Consider the following 12,341-nt stretch of genomic DNA (forward strand, 5'->3'; position numbering starts at 1 on the left):
TTAAGCCGTCTCGGACATCAGTTCGCGGCCGATCAGCATGCGGCGAACTTCGGACGTCCCCGCGCCGATCTCGTAGAGCTTGGCGTCGCGCCAGAGACGCCCCACGGGGAATTCGCTGGTGTAGCCGACGCCGCCAAGCGCCTGGATTGCCTCGCCGGCCATCCACGTTGCCTTCTCCGCGGAATAGAGGATCGCCGCCGCCGCATCCTTGCGCAAGCTGCGGGCGTGGTCGGCGCGGTCGCAAGCGCGTCCCACCGCATAGACATAGGCGCGAGTGGCCTGCCACGTCGCATACATGTCGGCGAGCTTGCCCTGCATCAGCTGGAAATCGCCGATCGGCTGGCCGAACTGCTTGCGCTCGTGCATGTAGGGCACGACCGCGTCCATGCAGGCCGCCATGATCCCGAGCGGACCGCCCGACAGCACCGTGCGCTCATAGTCGAGGCCGGACATCAGCACCTTGACGCCCTCGCCCACCTTGCCGAGCACGTTCTCCTCCGGCACCTCGCACTCGTCGAAGAACAAGGGATAGGTGTTGGAGCCGCGCATGCCGAGCTTGTCGAGATGCTGGCCGTGGGTAAAACCCTTGAAGCCCTTCTCGATCAGGAAAGCGGTCATGCCACGCGGGCCGGCCGCCGGATCGGTCTTGGCGTAGACGACGAGCACGTCAGCGTCGCCGCCATTGGTGATCCACATCTTCGAGCCGTTGAGGACGTAGCGGTCGCCGCGCTTGTCGGCGCGCAACTTCATCGAGACGACGTCGGAGCCGGCGCCCGGCTCGGACATGGCGAGCGCGCCGACATAGTCGCCGGAGATCAGCTTCGGCAAATAGCGCTGGCGCTGCGCGTCATTGCCGTTGCGCCGGAGCTGGTTGACGCAGAGGTTGGAATGGGCGCCGTAGGACAGCCCCACGGCAGCGGAGCCGCGCGAAATCTCCTCCATGGCGACGATGTGGGCGAGATAGCCCATGTTCGAGCCGCCATATTGCTCCGGCGCGGTCATGCCGAGCAGGCCAAGGTCGCCGAAGCGCTTCCAGAGGTCTGCGGGGAACAGATTGGCCTTCTCGATGTCGGCCGCGCGCGGGGTGATCTCCGCCTCCACGAAGGCGCGAAGCGTGTCGCGCAGCATGCCGACGTCTTCGCCCAGTTCGAAGTCGATGCTCGGGATGTTCAAGGCGATTCCTCCGTATTTGACCTTCGAACCTAGCCGGATCGAAGCCCTCTTGCGGTCGAAAAGGTTGCATTTTCCGCCAAACTTGGCGAGGATTTTCGAGAGGAATTCCCAAAGGTTCGCAATGCCTTTTCAAGCCGCCACCGCGACCTCGCGCCGCGCCGTGACCCCCACCGCCTTCGTGCGGGGCGTGGTTGCCGCCTATGCGCGATACGGACGGGATCCGGCCGAAGCGCTGCAGCGGGGACAGGTAGCGCCAGACCTTGTCAATTCTCCGGGTGGGCGGATCACCGCCGCCCAGTTCGAGGCGTTGGCGGGCCATGCCATGCGGGAGCTCGACGACGAGGCGCTCGGCTGGTTCTCGCGCCGCCTGCCCTTCGGTACCTACGGCATGCTGTGCCGCGCCTCGATCACGGCGCCGACGCTGGAGGTCGCGCTCAAGCGCTGGTGCCGGCATCATCGTCTGCTCACCGAGGACGTGCTGCTCGATCTCGAGCTCAGTGAGGAGACCGCGGTCGTCTCGATCCGGGAACTGCGCGACCTCGGGCCCTTGCGCGAATTCTGCCTCGTCACTCTGCTCCGCTACGCCCTCGGCTTCTCCTGCTGGGCGGTCGATTCCGCGATTGCGCTACGCGCGGCGGAATTCCCTTATCCTGAGCCGGGACACGTTTCGGTCTACCCGACCATCTTCTGCAAAAGCGTCCGCTTCGACGCGGACTGCGCTCGGATCGTCTTCGACAAGCATTATCTATCGCTGCCGCTGACGCGCAGTCCGGTCGATCTCGACAACATGCTCAAGGGCGCGCTGCGGTTGACCGTGCTGCCCTATCGGCGCGACCGGCTGCTGGTCGAGCGTGTCCGCCGCGTGCTCCGCAATGCGCGCGGACGCAGTCTCGGTGCCGAGGATGTCGCAAGCGAGCTTGCGCTCTCCACTCGCACCATGCATCGGCGCCTGCGCGAGGAGGCCACCTCGTTGCGCGACCTCAAGGAAGAGGCAAAATTCGAACTGGCAAAACAGGAGCTGATGCGAGGCCGCACGCCGATCAAACGCATCGCGGAGATCGCCGGCTTCCGCAACGAGAAGAGTTTTTCGCGCGCCTTCCGCAGCTGGAGCGGCGCCAGTCCCCGCGAGTTTCGCGGGCGGTATCGCTAAGACATCATCCGGAAAGCACGTCGCGGTCTTCCGTGCGTGCCGAGAGGGCGAGCACCCTGAGGCGCCGTACTCCTCAGACGTTTACGGCCCCCGGGATCACTCCCGAAGGCCGTAAAGGTCGAAACCACCAGTCCTATCTCTGATCAATTCGAGTTGGTCTGCGCGCCGCTCCGAAGCTTGCTGCGCGACTGCGAGTGCTTCGGCTGATAGGCGAGAGAGTCGGTCGCGCTCTTCCCACCGCTCTGCGCGCACGTTCCACCGATACCGCCGGCAGCGGCGCGGCAGGCTTCCATCGTCGGATAGCCGCAGCCGTGAGCGGCCTGGGCGCCGTTCGTGATGCAATAATCTTCCGCTTTCGCAGTCGGTGCCGTCAGCACCAGAAACGCGGACGCAAACAGCGTCGCGGCGGAAACTGCGAACGTCTTCGAAACCGAGGTCATGATGTCTTTTCCTGCTTAAGAAGTCCCACATGCGAGCCCTCGACTCGCAACGCGCGCTGAGGCTCACACCTGGCATGTAGGCCAACCACGGGAACCATCAATCACGGCTCAGCGCATTGCTGGGATGTGATAATCACATTTCTCAATTAGGTGAGTTGATCAGCATTATAGTGCCGCCAGGGCGATCGCCTCCAACTCTTTCGCAATTGATGCAAATGCAGTGCAGGCTGCCCTCGGGCGCGGCCTGCCGCTAGCCCGCAGACGCCGCCGCGACGTTCTGCAACGGCAGTGGCACATCCTTCGCGACACCCAGCACGGGGAAGCTCCGAACGTTCTTCACGTCAGGCATGGCCGCGAAATGCAGCAGCTGCTGGCGCATGCTCTCGACGCTCGGCGCCACGCATCTCAGGAGATAGTCGGTGTCGCCCGAGATCCGCCAGCACTGCTGGATGCGCGGGATCGCGGCGATCGAGCTCTCGAACGCCTCCAGCACCGGCTGGGCCTGGCTGCCGAGCTGGATCGAGACGAACGAGACCACCTCATAGCCGAGCCGCCGCTCGTCGATGACCGCGCGCACCGCCCGGATCACGCCACGGCTGAACAGCGATTTTAGCCGCCGCAGGCAGTTCGGCGCGGATACGCCGACGCGTAGCGCCAGCTCGTTGTTGCGGATACGCCCGTCCTGCTGCAGCTCGGACAGTATCTTTAGATCGACGCCGTCGAGCTGGTCACGCCCGGCCATAGCCGTACCCTCGTCATGGTCGTGTCATGCGGGGCAGCGAAGCACGCGGCGGAATTGGTGCCAAGGGTCCGAACCCGGGGCGCGACGCCATCGCGTTCGGGAGGAATGCCTTCCCCCCACCGTCATGGCGGGCCTGTCCCGGCCACCCATGTTCGTTCACGCGCTCAAAACGTCGATGCCCGGGCCTTCGCCTCGCCGAAGCGGCTTCGGCCGCGCAGGCGGGACGGGCCCGGGCATGACGAGTACATCACGTCGATTAACGTCGCAGCAGCCGCCCCTCAATGCGTCCAGGGCTCGCCGCGGCGGAAGGAGAAATTATCGGCATAGGCGGCCGGGCGGCGGATCGAATCCTGCGGCTCGATCACCTGGTACGCGATGCCCTTGCGCTCGCAATAGGCGATCGCCTCTTCCTTGCTGTGGAAGCGCAGCGTGATCTGCTGCTTCATGTCGCCCGACGAGGTCCAGCCCATCAGCGGCTCGACCGAGCGGGGCTGCTCCGGCTCGTAGTCGAGCTGCCATTCCTTCGTCTTGGACCGGCCGGATTGCATCGCGTTCTTGGCGGGCTTGAAAATGCGTGCGGTCATTGGCGGTCCGGCCTCTTCGTCTTTTCGTTCGATTTCGATGCGTCACGGTAGCAGTTGGTGGAAACCTCAGGGATAGTATACAGACACCGATTGGGAACTGATCGGTGATTCCGGCCCCGGGCAACCTTCTCCGACGGTATAGTCATTATGCTGCACCGTGACAATTGCGTACCCGCCGTTCGCGCTGGGGTCCCGCCCGGCGGCACTGCTTCGCCGACATCAGCGTAACCGCCCCTCCGAGAGCTTCCGTCGCATGGCCTTCCTGAACATCAACGCCACGCTCCCTGAAAAAGGCCGTGACCTCAGGCTCGACCTGTTTCGCGGGGTCGCCAACTGGGCGATCTTCCTCGACCACATCCCCGACAACGTCGTGAACTGGGTCACGACGCGCAATTACGGCTTTTCCGACGCCGCCGATCTGTTCGTGTTCATCTCCGGCTATACCGCCTCGTTCGTCTATGCGCGGATGATGCTGGAGCGTGGCTTCCTGGTCGGCGCCACCCGGCTGACCAAGCGGGTCTGGCAGCTCTACGTCGCCCACATCATCCTGTTCGTGATCTATATCGCCTCGATCAGCTATCTGGCGCTGCGCTTCGGCGATAGCGAGATGATCAACGAGTTCAACGTCGCCGGCCTCGTCGACAACGCCACCGAGACGCTACGCCAGGGCCTGTTCCTGCGCTTCAAGCCGCTCAATCTCGACGTGCTGCCGCTCTACATCGTGCTGATGGGCCTGTTCCCGCCGGTGCTGTGGTTCATGCTGCGCAAGCCCGATTTGACGATGGTGCTGGCGATCGTGCTGTGGCTGGCGGCGCGTCACTTCGGCTGGAATCTGAATGCCTATCCGGCCGGCCAGTGGTACTTCAACCCGTATTGCTGGCAGGTGCTGTTCGTGTTCGGCGCCTGGTGCGCGATGGGCGGCGCGCGGCGCTCGATGACGCTGATCAACGCGCCGATCACACTCTATCTCTGTCTCGCCTATCTCTTGTTCGCGCTGGTCATGACCATGGCCGGCCGCTTCCCCGCGTTCGGCGGCATGTTCCCGGAATGGCTGTTCTCGGCCTTCAATCCCAACGACAAGACCAACCTTGCGCCCTACCGCTTCCTCCACTTCGTCGTGATCGTGATCCTGGTGATCCGCTTCGTGCCGAAGGAATGGCCGGGGCTGGAATGGAAAGTGTTCGATCCCCTGATCGTCTGCGGCCAGCAGTCGCTCGCCGTGTTCTGCGTCGGCGTGTTCCTGTCGTTCGTCGGCCATTTCGAGCTGTCGATGAGCTCGGGCTCGCTGCTCGCACAGATCTTCGTCAGCGTCGCCGGCATCGCGATCATGACGACGGTGGCCTATTACATCTCGTGGTCGAAGAAGCAGGACAAGCCGCTGAAGCCACCGCCACCCAAGCCGGCGGCAGCCGCGGCGAAGGCGGCCTGATCCGGCAACGCCTGGCGGTTGAAGCGCGGCCTTCAGCCGCCATGGGCCAAGATCGATGGCCTCAGCAACGGCCCAAGGCGCGACGATGGTTCGGCGCGCTTCAGGCGGCTTCTTCGCCGTCGAACTCGGTGAATTTCTTGTAGATCCAGTCGCGGCCGTCATGGCGGCGCCAGACCTTGCCGACCACGAGCTGCCCGTTGATCGAGCGGCGGGGCACGATCACGGTCCAGAGGTGCCAGATCTCGCTCCAGCTCGATTGCGGACCGACGGTTTTGAAGTTGCGATCGAAAGACATGACGCAGAACTCACAGGATACGCGCGCTGCGACGAACCGTGACCTTGTGTGAGCACGAATTGCAGGCAGCCCATCGCGAGCCGGAATCGATCTGATAACGATCGCCGAAGCGGCCGCAACAACCGCTCATCCTTAACCTAACCGGTCAACCTTACTTCTCCCGGCCTGGGGCCGAGATCGGTTGAAAGCCGGCGCCGACTTATCTACAATACGCGCACGATTTGAGAATGACCGCGCCATCTTGGGCGCGTGGCGATTTGATTGAGCTGACGTCCAATTTTGTGAATTGAAATTTCGAGAATCTCGTCAGGGCGACCACAATGAATTTGCAGTGTGAACGTCTGCGCCTGGCGCTGCGATCGACACCTCCTGCGCCAATCGCAAGGACGCCGGCGCAAGAACCGACCAAAGCCGCCAACGACAACCACGGGATATGGCCGCTGCTGCCGTTTCCGCTCGGCTGGTACGCCTCGAGCTGATTGGCCGGATCCGAAAAGGCGGCAGCCGAAAAGCGCAACGCCGCTCAAGCGGAATATCATCGCTTGGCGGCGTCCGTTTAGACATTGGGCGCTGAAATCCCCAATACACATATGTCTGTGGCGACAGCGAAAGGTTCGATGCTGCGTCGGCAATTCTGTCCCGGTCAGCGCGCCGCAACCGCTTGAAACATCGCGCCGAAGTCGCGGAAACGCCGCCTGTCAGATCACGTCGGAGGTCGGATGGAAAAAGTCCAGGAGATTCACCCTCGGGACTGGTCGGGGCAGCTGGATTCGAACCAACGACCTGCAGTACCCAAAACTGCCGCGCTACCAGGCTGCGCTATACCCCGAATGTCCGGCGAGCCCCGTCGATACACGCTTCCCAAGGCGCCAGCAAGGCTTCCAAGGCGCCAGCAAGGCTTCCAAAGCGCCGGCAAGCTTCCAGGGTCCGGCAGGCGCTCGCCCGCCCGCCTATTTGCTGCCGAACAGCGGATGGCCGACGCGGTCGCCGGGGCGGATGCCGTATTTCTGCGCTGTTCCCGCCACCACCTCCAGCACGGCCCGGGCGGGCCCCCGGGACGAGATGATCTTGGTCGACATCGGCTCGGTATTCTCGGCGATGCGCAGGATGCGGCCGTCGGCGCGGATGAAGATCATGTCGAGCGAGACATAGGTGTTCTTCATCCACATCGACACCTCCTGCTCGGGGTTGAAGTCGAACAGCATGCCTTTGCCGTCCGCCAGCTCCTTGCGGTACATCAGGCCGGTCTGCTTCTCCTCCTCGGTCGTCGCCACTTCCACCGAGAACACCTGCACGCCGTTCTTGGTGACGATCTCGAGCGGCTGGAAGCTGGCGGCGCCGGCGGGCGCGCCGGCAACAGCACAGCCGGCGATGACGAGGATGGCGGCAAGCCAGCCCTTCAGGGCGGACCAGACAGCCTTTCGATCAGGATTCATGGGGGCACTCGAGGCGTGGGACTGGACCAGTCCTTACGCGGCGGTCGCCGGAAAAGCCAGAGGCGCACCGGTCTGCCGACGCGGCCCTGCTCACGATTGCGGGAAATGAAGCTTGGGGGATTTGAAAGCTTGCAGGGACTTGGACGCCAGAGCGCGAGTCTCCTCGCGCTTAGTGCGACTGCAATCCCGGCGATCCGGTCTCGGGATGGATCTCGGCCGCCATCATGCCCTTGGAGCCGGGCCCGAAGCGCACCAGGACATACTGGCCGGGCCTGAGCTCGGTCATGCCGAAGCGGCGCAGCGTCTCCATGTGCACGAAGATGTCGGGCGTGCCCTCGCCGCAGGTCAGGAAGCCGAAGCCGCGCAGCCGGTTGAACCATTTGACCTGGGCCCGTTCCAGCCCGCTGGTCGCGGTGACCGTGACATGGGTGCGCGGCGGCAGCATCTGTGCCGGATGGATCGCGGTCGACTCGTCCATCGAAACCACGCGGAACGCCTGGTAACCCTTGGCGCGCTGGATGCACTCGACGACGATGCGGGCGCCCTCATAGGCGGTCTGGAAGCCGTCGCGCCTAAGCACGGTAACGTGTAGGAGCACGTCCGGCCAACCATTGTCGGGAACGATGAAGCCATAGCCCTTGGAGGCATCGAACCATTTGATGACGCCGTGGACTTCAACGAGATTGGCGCTGGTCTCGCCGAGCCCGCTGAACGGACTGAGCCCGCTCTCGCGACCGGCACTGCCGTGCTCGCCCGGCGTGATCCGCCCGGGCGATGCCCCCTGCCCGGGAACCCCGAGCTTCTTGGACTCAAATCCGTCCGACGACCCCATAACCCCGGACCCCACACTGTCATGCGACCCGCCTCAGCAGCGGTATCGAATCACGCGTCTTTCGAGAACCTTCTCAACTGGACGCGACGCGAATCTTTCGACTCAAAAGATAACACTCCCGGTTGCGAGGCATAGATAAAAAAGAGATTCGCCGGAACCTATGAACAGCTTGCACAGCCGCGAATCAAATTGATGCCTCAATTGCCGACAAAGGGCCCGAGTGCTTCGCCGATGTCGTGGTGGATGACGAGATCGGCAATGTCGTCCTGCTCGGTCGGCTCGCGGTTGATGATCACCAGACGTGCACCGGCGTTCTTCGCCATCATCGGAAAGCCCGCCGCGGGCCACACCACGAGCGAGGAACCGATCGCGATGAAGAGGTCGCAGGCCTGCGACAATGCGGTCGCGCGCTGCATTTCATCATCGGGCATCATCTGGCCGAAGGAGATCGTGGCGGTTTTCACCGGCTCACCGCACGCGGTGCAGTTTGGCGCGAGGCCGTCGCCGTCGAAGCGACGCTTCACCCAGTCGAGCGGATAGGCCTGCCCGCATCCGATACAACGCGCATAAGTGGTATTGCCGTGAAGTTCAATCACGTGCTCGCCGGCGAAGCCGGAGGCCTGGTGCAGATTGTCGATGTTCTGGGTGATGATGGCGGGAACCTTGCCGGCGCGGTAGAGCGAGGCCAGCGCCCGATGGCCGCGGCCGGGTTTTGCCGCCGCGAAGACCTCCTCCATCGCAAAACGGCGGCGCCAGGACTCGTCCCGCGCTGACTGGCTCGCGACGAATTCGTCGAACGGGATCGGACGGTTGCGCGTCCAAATTCCGCCCGGCGAGCGGAAGTCGGGAATGCCGCATTCGGTCGAGATGCCGGCGCCGGTGAACGGCACGATGACCCTTGCCTCGGCGATCATGTCGCCGAGCCGTTCAACGCCGCTCTGAAGATCCGATGCAATCAATCGCGGGCCTCCGATTCGTTTCGCCTGCCAGCATCATGCACAAGCGGCAAGATTGTTGACGCTCTTATCAAGCGCTAACGCGAGACGCTCGGCAATTTTTTCCGACCTTCGCATATCACAATCCTGCAATGCCTCCTCCCCATTGACGCCCCATTCAGGAGCCCCAATGGATGGGTCAATGCGACTCAAGATGATGCGGCGGCAGTGCTTGAGTTGAGTTAAGTAAACCCGAGGGGATGGTCATGACCGAAGACGAAGAACGCAAAGCTCGTGAGCGCGACGAAATCGCCGCCCGTGTCGCCGCCTTCCGTGCCACGCAGGAAAAATTCAAGCGCGAGCGCGAAGAGTATTTCGTGTCGACCCTGGAGAACGCCCGCAAGGTCGAACGGCCCTCGCTCTGGCCGTAATTCACGTCCCGATCAATGCACGTGAAAAAAGCCCGGAGCATCGCTCCGGGCTTTTCGCTTGAAAGAGACTACCAGTGGCGCCAGTGGCGGTGGTGCCGGTAGTACGGTCCGCCGCCGTAATAGGCGTAGGAGCCCGGCCCGTAATAATAGTCGGGGCCGTCGTAATAGCCGTAGCGCGGGCCGTAATAGCCGTACGGATGGGACGCTGCGACCGCACCCGCGGTGATCGCGCCGGCGGCGAGGCCGAATGCGAGGCCCGGGCCAATGCCGCGCCCGCGCGCCTCGGCAGGCGCAGGGGCCGCAACCGCGGTCACGCCAACGGCTGCGACGGTGGCCAGAACTGCCAGTGTTTTTTTCATGCTCTCCTCCTTCGCGTCTCGCGGAGATAACGACGAGCGCCTGCGATGGTTGCGCGCAGGGCGCGGAACCGGCCACAGCAAAAAAGGTCGATCCAGCCGGAACGAAATCGCCGGCCGGGGATTGCCTCCTCAAGTGCGGGAGCCTCCGCCATCCGGGTCGAGGCGACAGCACGAAGCCCCGTCAGCATCTCCGCGATGCTGGCGGGGTTTTCAGTTTCACGGGAGCAGATGGCAGCAGACCACGATTGCTGCCAGCGGGGCGAACGACCGAGGAGGAGAGTTTGCCGTTATCCGCTTTGCTGGCCCGAATCCGCAGGCTGGTTCCCAGATCCGACGATCAGCACTACGATGAGATCGTTCGCAGCTTCGGTGTCGGGACGCTGCACCCCCCGCCGACGCCGATGAGCGACGGCGAGCTGGCGCGGGCGATCGCCGAGTTCCTGAAAGAGCAGCCGTCGAGCGAATCCGTCGCGACCCTCGGCCGCCGGCTCGACCCCTCTTCTCCGCTTTGAGTTTCCTTCGAATTTCTTCCGCATTTCTTGGCGAGAGCACGGAACCAGAAATGCGCGCGGACGTTGAATCCCCCTTCACGCAGAGAGCGGAAGAGGCCCGACATGCCCGCGTGGCTCGAAGTTTTGCTCAATTTGTCCGGCTATGCCGGTTTCGTGGCGCTCGCCTCGCGCGGCACCGCGAGCCCGCAGTTGCCGGCAGACGATCGCATGTACAGCGACGATCGCTAGCGCCGCTTTAATTGGCGTGCGCCGCCTGGCCCGCCGTGCGCACCAGCCGGTCGGCCTTGACCGCAACGCGCGTGTCCTCGAGCTGCGGCCGCAGCGAGAAGCTGATCACCACGAAAGCGAGACAGAACAGCGCGCCGACGACGGCGACGCGCCGGTAGGTGTGTCGGTCGCCTTGGTAAAAGGACGGCTCTGAAAAAGGTGTCATGATAAAAATGCTTCTTGGCAAAGGTCGTTTCTTGCTTGTCCTTGCCAGACACCTACCGCAACGAGCGACAAGCGCAACGCGATTGGGCTTTTAACCTAACCGAATAGGGTTATCGGCTTCCGCGCAAATGATCGTTAGGAGTTTGCGGAGCGCCTGCGATTTCCAGCGAGCCGCTTGCCATATCGCAGGAAGCCGAAGCGACCGCAGCCTGGCGACCGGCTTTGTTCCAGCTTCGACACCATTTCGTTCTCGAAGAACGAATCGGAATCGAAGAAATCGGCGCGGAGCAACTCTTAACAAAACGTGCGCGCAGGCACGACGATCGGCTCACGTCGCATCGGGAGACGAGGCCTCGGGAGATTTCGATCCCGGCGGCGGCACTTGCGGCACCGACGGCTTGCCGTTGCGCAAGCGTGGGTGTCGATCGTACCAGAACACTTTCGCGATCTCGGCGAGAAACCAGCACGCATTAATGTCGCTCTCCCTCGCCTCACTCCTTACGGAGGAGGCGCGGGCGGGACTGTGCGAAGCATCACGTTGTCTCGTCTTGATGTGTGTGGCCGCATCGCGCGCGGCAGGCGCAACATGTTCTGCATCCGACTCCATTTCGTTCTCAAGGAACGAATCGGAGTCGGAAAAATCAGGGCGAAGCGATTCCTAACGATCGATGAAAGCGCGCGACGCAACCTCTTCAGCGGCGTGACTCGCCGTCGGCACAATCTTCGGCGGCAGGAATTTCGAGACGACCGCAAACACGATGACGATCTCGCGGCAAGGTTCGCATCGAAAGCTGTTGGCGGACGTCGCCATCATCGGCTTGGCGCATCGCGGGCATGTCATGCAGGCCGAACGCTGACGGCACATGTTCGTTCCTGAAGCATCAGCGGCGAATGCTCGCGCCGGCAACCACACCCGCCGAGACGAACTTCAAGTTGGTCGCCTCGTCGCCCCTGCGCAAGCCGCCGATCAAGCGCGAGCCGTCAGACCAGACGGCGCTTGCCGGGTCCCCTGGTGTCGTCGGCGTCCGCCAGAACAGATCAAGCCGCCCGCTTCACTTTTTCCTTTTCCGAGAAGCATTCCAGGATCTGGATGCGGAGCTCTTCCGCGGCCGGGCCCTCGAGCTTCCTGAGCTCGTTCCAGAGCCTGATCACTTCGCGCTGTTTTTCGACGGTCATGAGTCCACCTCCCAAGCGGTCCTTAAGGCGGCTCACTAGAACAAAATGAGAACAAAAAGTCCAGTCCCTCGCGCGCGATTTCCGGCATGTCGCGTTGAACCTTTTCAACGCCGCCTGGACCCATGGAAGCTGGGGATTTCAGCGCCCAGTCATATGGCAGCGCTGCGGTGAACGAACATATTCCGTCATCGCGGCGCTGTTGCTTTTTGGGTTTTCAACTTTAAGTTAGAAATACGGCTGGCGGCCAGGCGCTGAAATCCCAATGCCGTCAGCCAGAAGAGCCCCGTGCGAAAGCGCGGGGTTTTTCTTTGAGGGCAACGGCTGCCTGCCCAGGTGCATGTTTAGCCCGGACAGATCACTGACGGGTGTTCGGAGACATAGCTGACACATCAACATTGGCTGGATTGGTCCGATT

Annotated in this window: 16 protein-coding genes and 1 tRNA gene; 5 read left to right on the forward strand and 12 right to left on the reverse strand. The window is 63.0% G+C overall.

Annotated features, from left to right (window positions below):
- A complete protein-coding gene (locus XI03_RS00550) occupies nucleotides 1-1,128 on the reverse strand; it encodes an isovaleryl-CoA dehydrogenase (RefSeq protein WP_271591009.1) in 1,128 nt (375 codons plus the stop codon).
- A 166-nt stretch (nucleotides 1,129-1,294) separates the two neighbouring features.
- Here XI03_RS00550 and XI03_RS00555 point away from each other — a divergent pair, with 166 nt between their 5' ends.
- Nucleotides 1,295-2,323: an AraC family transcriptional regulator gene (locus tag XI03_RS00555; protein WP_271591005.1), complete on the forward strand. Its 1,029-nt coding sequence runs from the start codon at nucleotides 1,295-1,297 to the stop codon at nucleotides 2,321-2,323.
- 143 nt (nucleotides 2,324-2,466) lie between these two features.
- Here the strand turns inward: XI03_RS00555 and XI03_RS00560 are convergent, their stop codons facing one another.
- From XI03_RS00560 to XI03_RS00570, 3 genes are all read right to left on the reverse strand, one after another.
- Nucleotides 2,467-2,763 carry a DUF3551 domain-containing protein gene (locus tag XI03_RS00560; protein WP_038946709.1) on the reverse strand — a complete coding sequence of 99 codons (297 nt, stop codon included), beginning with the start codon at nucleotides 2,761-2,763 and terminating at the stop codon, nucleotides 2,467-2,469.
- Nucleotides 2,764-3,013: 250 nt separating this feature from the next.
- On the reverse strand, nucleotides 3,014-3,505 hold the full coding sequence (locus XI03_RS00565; protein WP_038946708.1) for an Lrp/AsnC family transcriptional regulator: 492 nt from the start codon (nucleotides 3,503-3,505) through the stop codon (nucleotides 3,014-3,016).
- A gap of 278 nt (nucleotides 3,506-3,783) precedes the next feature.
- Nucleotides 3,784-4,089, reverse strand: a complete 306-nt coding sequence (locus XI03_RS00570; RefSeq protein WP_028144749.1) for an ETC complex I subunit — start codon at nucleotides 4,087-4,089, stop codon at nucleotides 3,784-3,786.
- Nucleotides 4,090-4,342: 253 nt separating this feature from the next.
- On the opposite strand from XI03_RS00570, the gene XI03_RS00575 reads away from it, so the two are divergent.
- Nucleotides 4,343-5,518 (forward strand): OpgC domain-containing protein, encoded by a 1,176-nt coding sequence (locus tag XI03_RS00575; RefSeq protein ID WP_038946707.1) that lies wholly within the window; start codon nucleotides 4,343-4,345, stop codon nucleotides 5,516-5,518.
- A 100-nt stretch (nucleotides 5,519-5,618) separates the two neighbouring features.
- Here the strand turns inward: XI03_RS00575 and XI03_RS00580 are convergent, their stop codons facing one another.
- From XI03_RS00580 to XI03_RS00600, 5 genes are all read right to left on the reverse strand, one after another.
- Nucleotides 5,619-5,813 (reverse strand): hypothetical protein, encoded by a 195-nt coding sequence (locus XI03_RS00580; protein WP_028144751.1) that lies wholly within the window; start codon nucleotides 5,811-5,813, stop codon nucleotides 5,619-5,621.
- Between the two features lie 752 nt (nucleotides 5,814-6,565).
- Nucleotides 6,566-6,642 (reverse strand) — tRNA-Pro (locus XI03_RS00585).
- 121 nt (nucleotides 6,643-6,763) lie between these two features.
- Entirely contained in the window at nucleotides 6,764-7,249 is a 486-nt protein-coding gene (locus XI03_RS00590) for a DUF192 domain-containing protein (protein ID WP_028144752.1), read from the reverse strand.
- 169 nt (nucleotides 7,250-7,418) lie between these two features.
- Nucleotides 7,419-8,081, reverse strand: coding sequence for a cold-shock protein (locus tag XI03_RS00595; RefSeq protein ID WP_026202878.1), 663 nt, complete (start codon nucleotides 8,079-8,081; stop codon nucleotides 7,419-7,421).
- A 197-nt stretch (nucleotides 8,082-8,278) separates the two neighbouring features.
- Complete coding sequence (locus XI03_RS00600; protein WP_028144753.1) at nucleotides 8,279-9,040, reverse strand: SIR2 family NAD-dependent protein deacylase; 762 nt, start codon at nucleotides 9,038-9,040, stop codon at nucleotides 8,279-8,281.
- A 242-nt stretch (nucleotides 9,041-9,282) separates the two neighbouring features.
- Here XI03_RS00600 and XI03_RS00605 point away from each other — a divergent pair, with 242 nt between their 5' ends.
- On the forward strand, nucleotides 9,283-9,447 hold the full coding sequence (locus tag XI03_RS00605) for a hypothetical protein (protein ID WP_162832225.1): 165 nt from the start codon (nucleotides 9,283-9,285) through the stop codon (nucleotides 9,445-9,447).
- A 68-nt stretch (nucleotides 9,448-9,515) separates the two neighbouring features.
- On the opposite strand, the gene XI03_RS00610 is transcribed toward XI03_RS00605, so the two are convergent.
- Nucleotides 9,516-9,806 (reverse strand): hypothetical protein, encoded by a 291-nt coding sequence (locus XI03_RS00610; RefSeq protein ID WP_028144754.1) that lies wholly within the window; start codon nucleotides 9,804-9,806, stop codon nucleotides 9,516-9,518.
- A gap of 245 nt (nucleotides 9,807-10,051) precedes the next feature.
- Between XI03_RS00610 and XI03_RS00615 the strand changes: the two genes are divergently transcribed.
- Nucleotides 10,052-10,318 carry a hypothetical protein gene (locus XI03_RS00615; protein ID WP_244439101.1) on the forward strand — a complete coding sequence of 89 codons (267 nt, stop codon included), beginning with the start codon at nucleotides 10,052-10,054 and terminating at the stop codon, nucleotides 10,316-10,318.
- A gap of 102 nt (nucleotides 10,319-10,420) precedes the next feature.
- Entirely contained in the window at nucleotides 10,421-10,546 is a 126-nt protein-coding gene (locus XI03_RS00620) for a hypothetical protein (protein WP_109866604.1), read from the forward strand.
- 7 nt (nucleotides 10,547-10,553) lie between these two features.
- Here the strand turns inward: XI03_RS00620 and XI03_RS00625 are convergent, their stop codons facing one another.
- Together XI03_RS00625 and XI03_RS00630 are read right to left on the reverse strand one after the other, a co-directional pair.
- Nucleotides 10,554-10,751, reverse strand: coding sequence for a hypothetical protein (locus tag XI03_RS00625; protein WP_271591006.1), 198 nt, complete (start codon nucleotides 10,749-10,751; stop codon nucleotides 10,554-10,556).
- Between the two features lie 1,037 nt (nucleotides 10,752-11,788).
- Nucleotides 11,789-11,926: a hypothetical protein gene (locus XI03_RS00630; protein WP_162832227.1), complete on the reverse strand. Its 138-nt coding sequence runs from the start codon at nucleotides 11,924-11,926 to the stop codon at nucleotides 11,789-11,791.
- Nucleotides 11,927-12,341 lie beyond the last annotated feature (415 nt).

Source organism: Bradyrhizobium sp. CCBAU 65884 (assembly GCF_028128835.1).
Taxonomy (GTDB): domain Bacteria; phylum Pseudomonadota; class Alphaproteobacteria; order Rhizobiales; family Xanthobacteraceae; genus Bradyrhizobium; species Bradyrhizobium ottawaense.

Coding starts and splice junctions, on each gene's coding strand:
- XI03_RS00625 (WP_271591006.1), bottom strand. CDS start 10,751: ATGACACCTTTTTCAGAGCCGTCCTTTTACCAAGGCGACCGACACACC.
- XI03_RS00580 (WP_028144751.1), bottom strand. CDS start 5,813: ATGTCTTTCGATCGCAACTTCAAAACCGTCGGTCCGCAATCGAGCTGG.
- XI03_RS00575 (WP_038946707.1), top strand. CDS start 4,343: ATGGCCTTCCTGAACATCAACGCCACGCTCCCTGAAAAAGGCCGTGAC.
- XI03_RS00555 (WP_271591005.1), top strand. CDS start 1,295: ATGCCTTTTCAAGCCGCCACCGCGACCTCGCGCCGCGCCGTGACCCCC.
- XI03_RS00560 (WP_038946709.1), bottom strand. CDS start 2,763: ATGACCTCGGTTTCGAAGACGTTCGCAGTTTCCGCCGCGACGCTGTTT.
- XI03_RS00595 (WP_026202878.1), bottom strand. CDS start 8,081: ATGGGGTCGTCGGACGGATTTGAGTCCAAGAAGCTCGGGGTTCCCGGG.
- XI03_RS00620 (WP_109866604.1), top strand. CDS start 10,421: ATGCCCGCGTGGCTCGAAGTTTTGCTCAATTTGTCCGGCTATGCCGGT.
- XI03_RS00565 (WP_038946708.1), bottom strand. CDS start 3,505: ATGGCCGGGCGTGACCAGCTCGACGGCGTCGATCTAAAGATACTGTCC.
- XI03_RS00550 (WP_271591009.1), bottom strand. CDS start 1,128: ATGCTGCGCGACACGCTTCGCGCCTTCGTGGAGGCGGAGATCACCCCG.
- XI03_RS00590 (WP_028144752.1), bottom strand. CDS start 7,249: ATGAATCCTGATCGAAAGGCTGTCTGGTCCGCCCTGAAGGGCTGGCTT.
- XI03_RS00630 (WP_162832227.1), bottom strand. CDS start 11,926: ATGACCGTCGAAAAACAGCGCGAAGTGATCAGGCTCTGGAACGAGCTC.
- XI03_RS00605 (WP_162832225.1), top strand. CDS start 9,283: ATGACCGAAGACGAAGAACGCAAAGCTCGTGAGCGCGACGAAATCGCC.
- XI03_RS00570 (WP_028144749.1), bottom strand. CDS start 4,089: ATGACCGCACGCATTTTCAAGCCCGCCAAGAACGCGATGCAATCCGGC.
- XI03_RS00610 (WP_028144754.1), bottom strand. CDS start 9,806: ATGAAAAAAACACTGGCAGTTCTGGCCACCGTCGCAGCCGTTGGCGTG.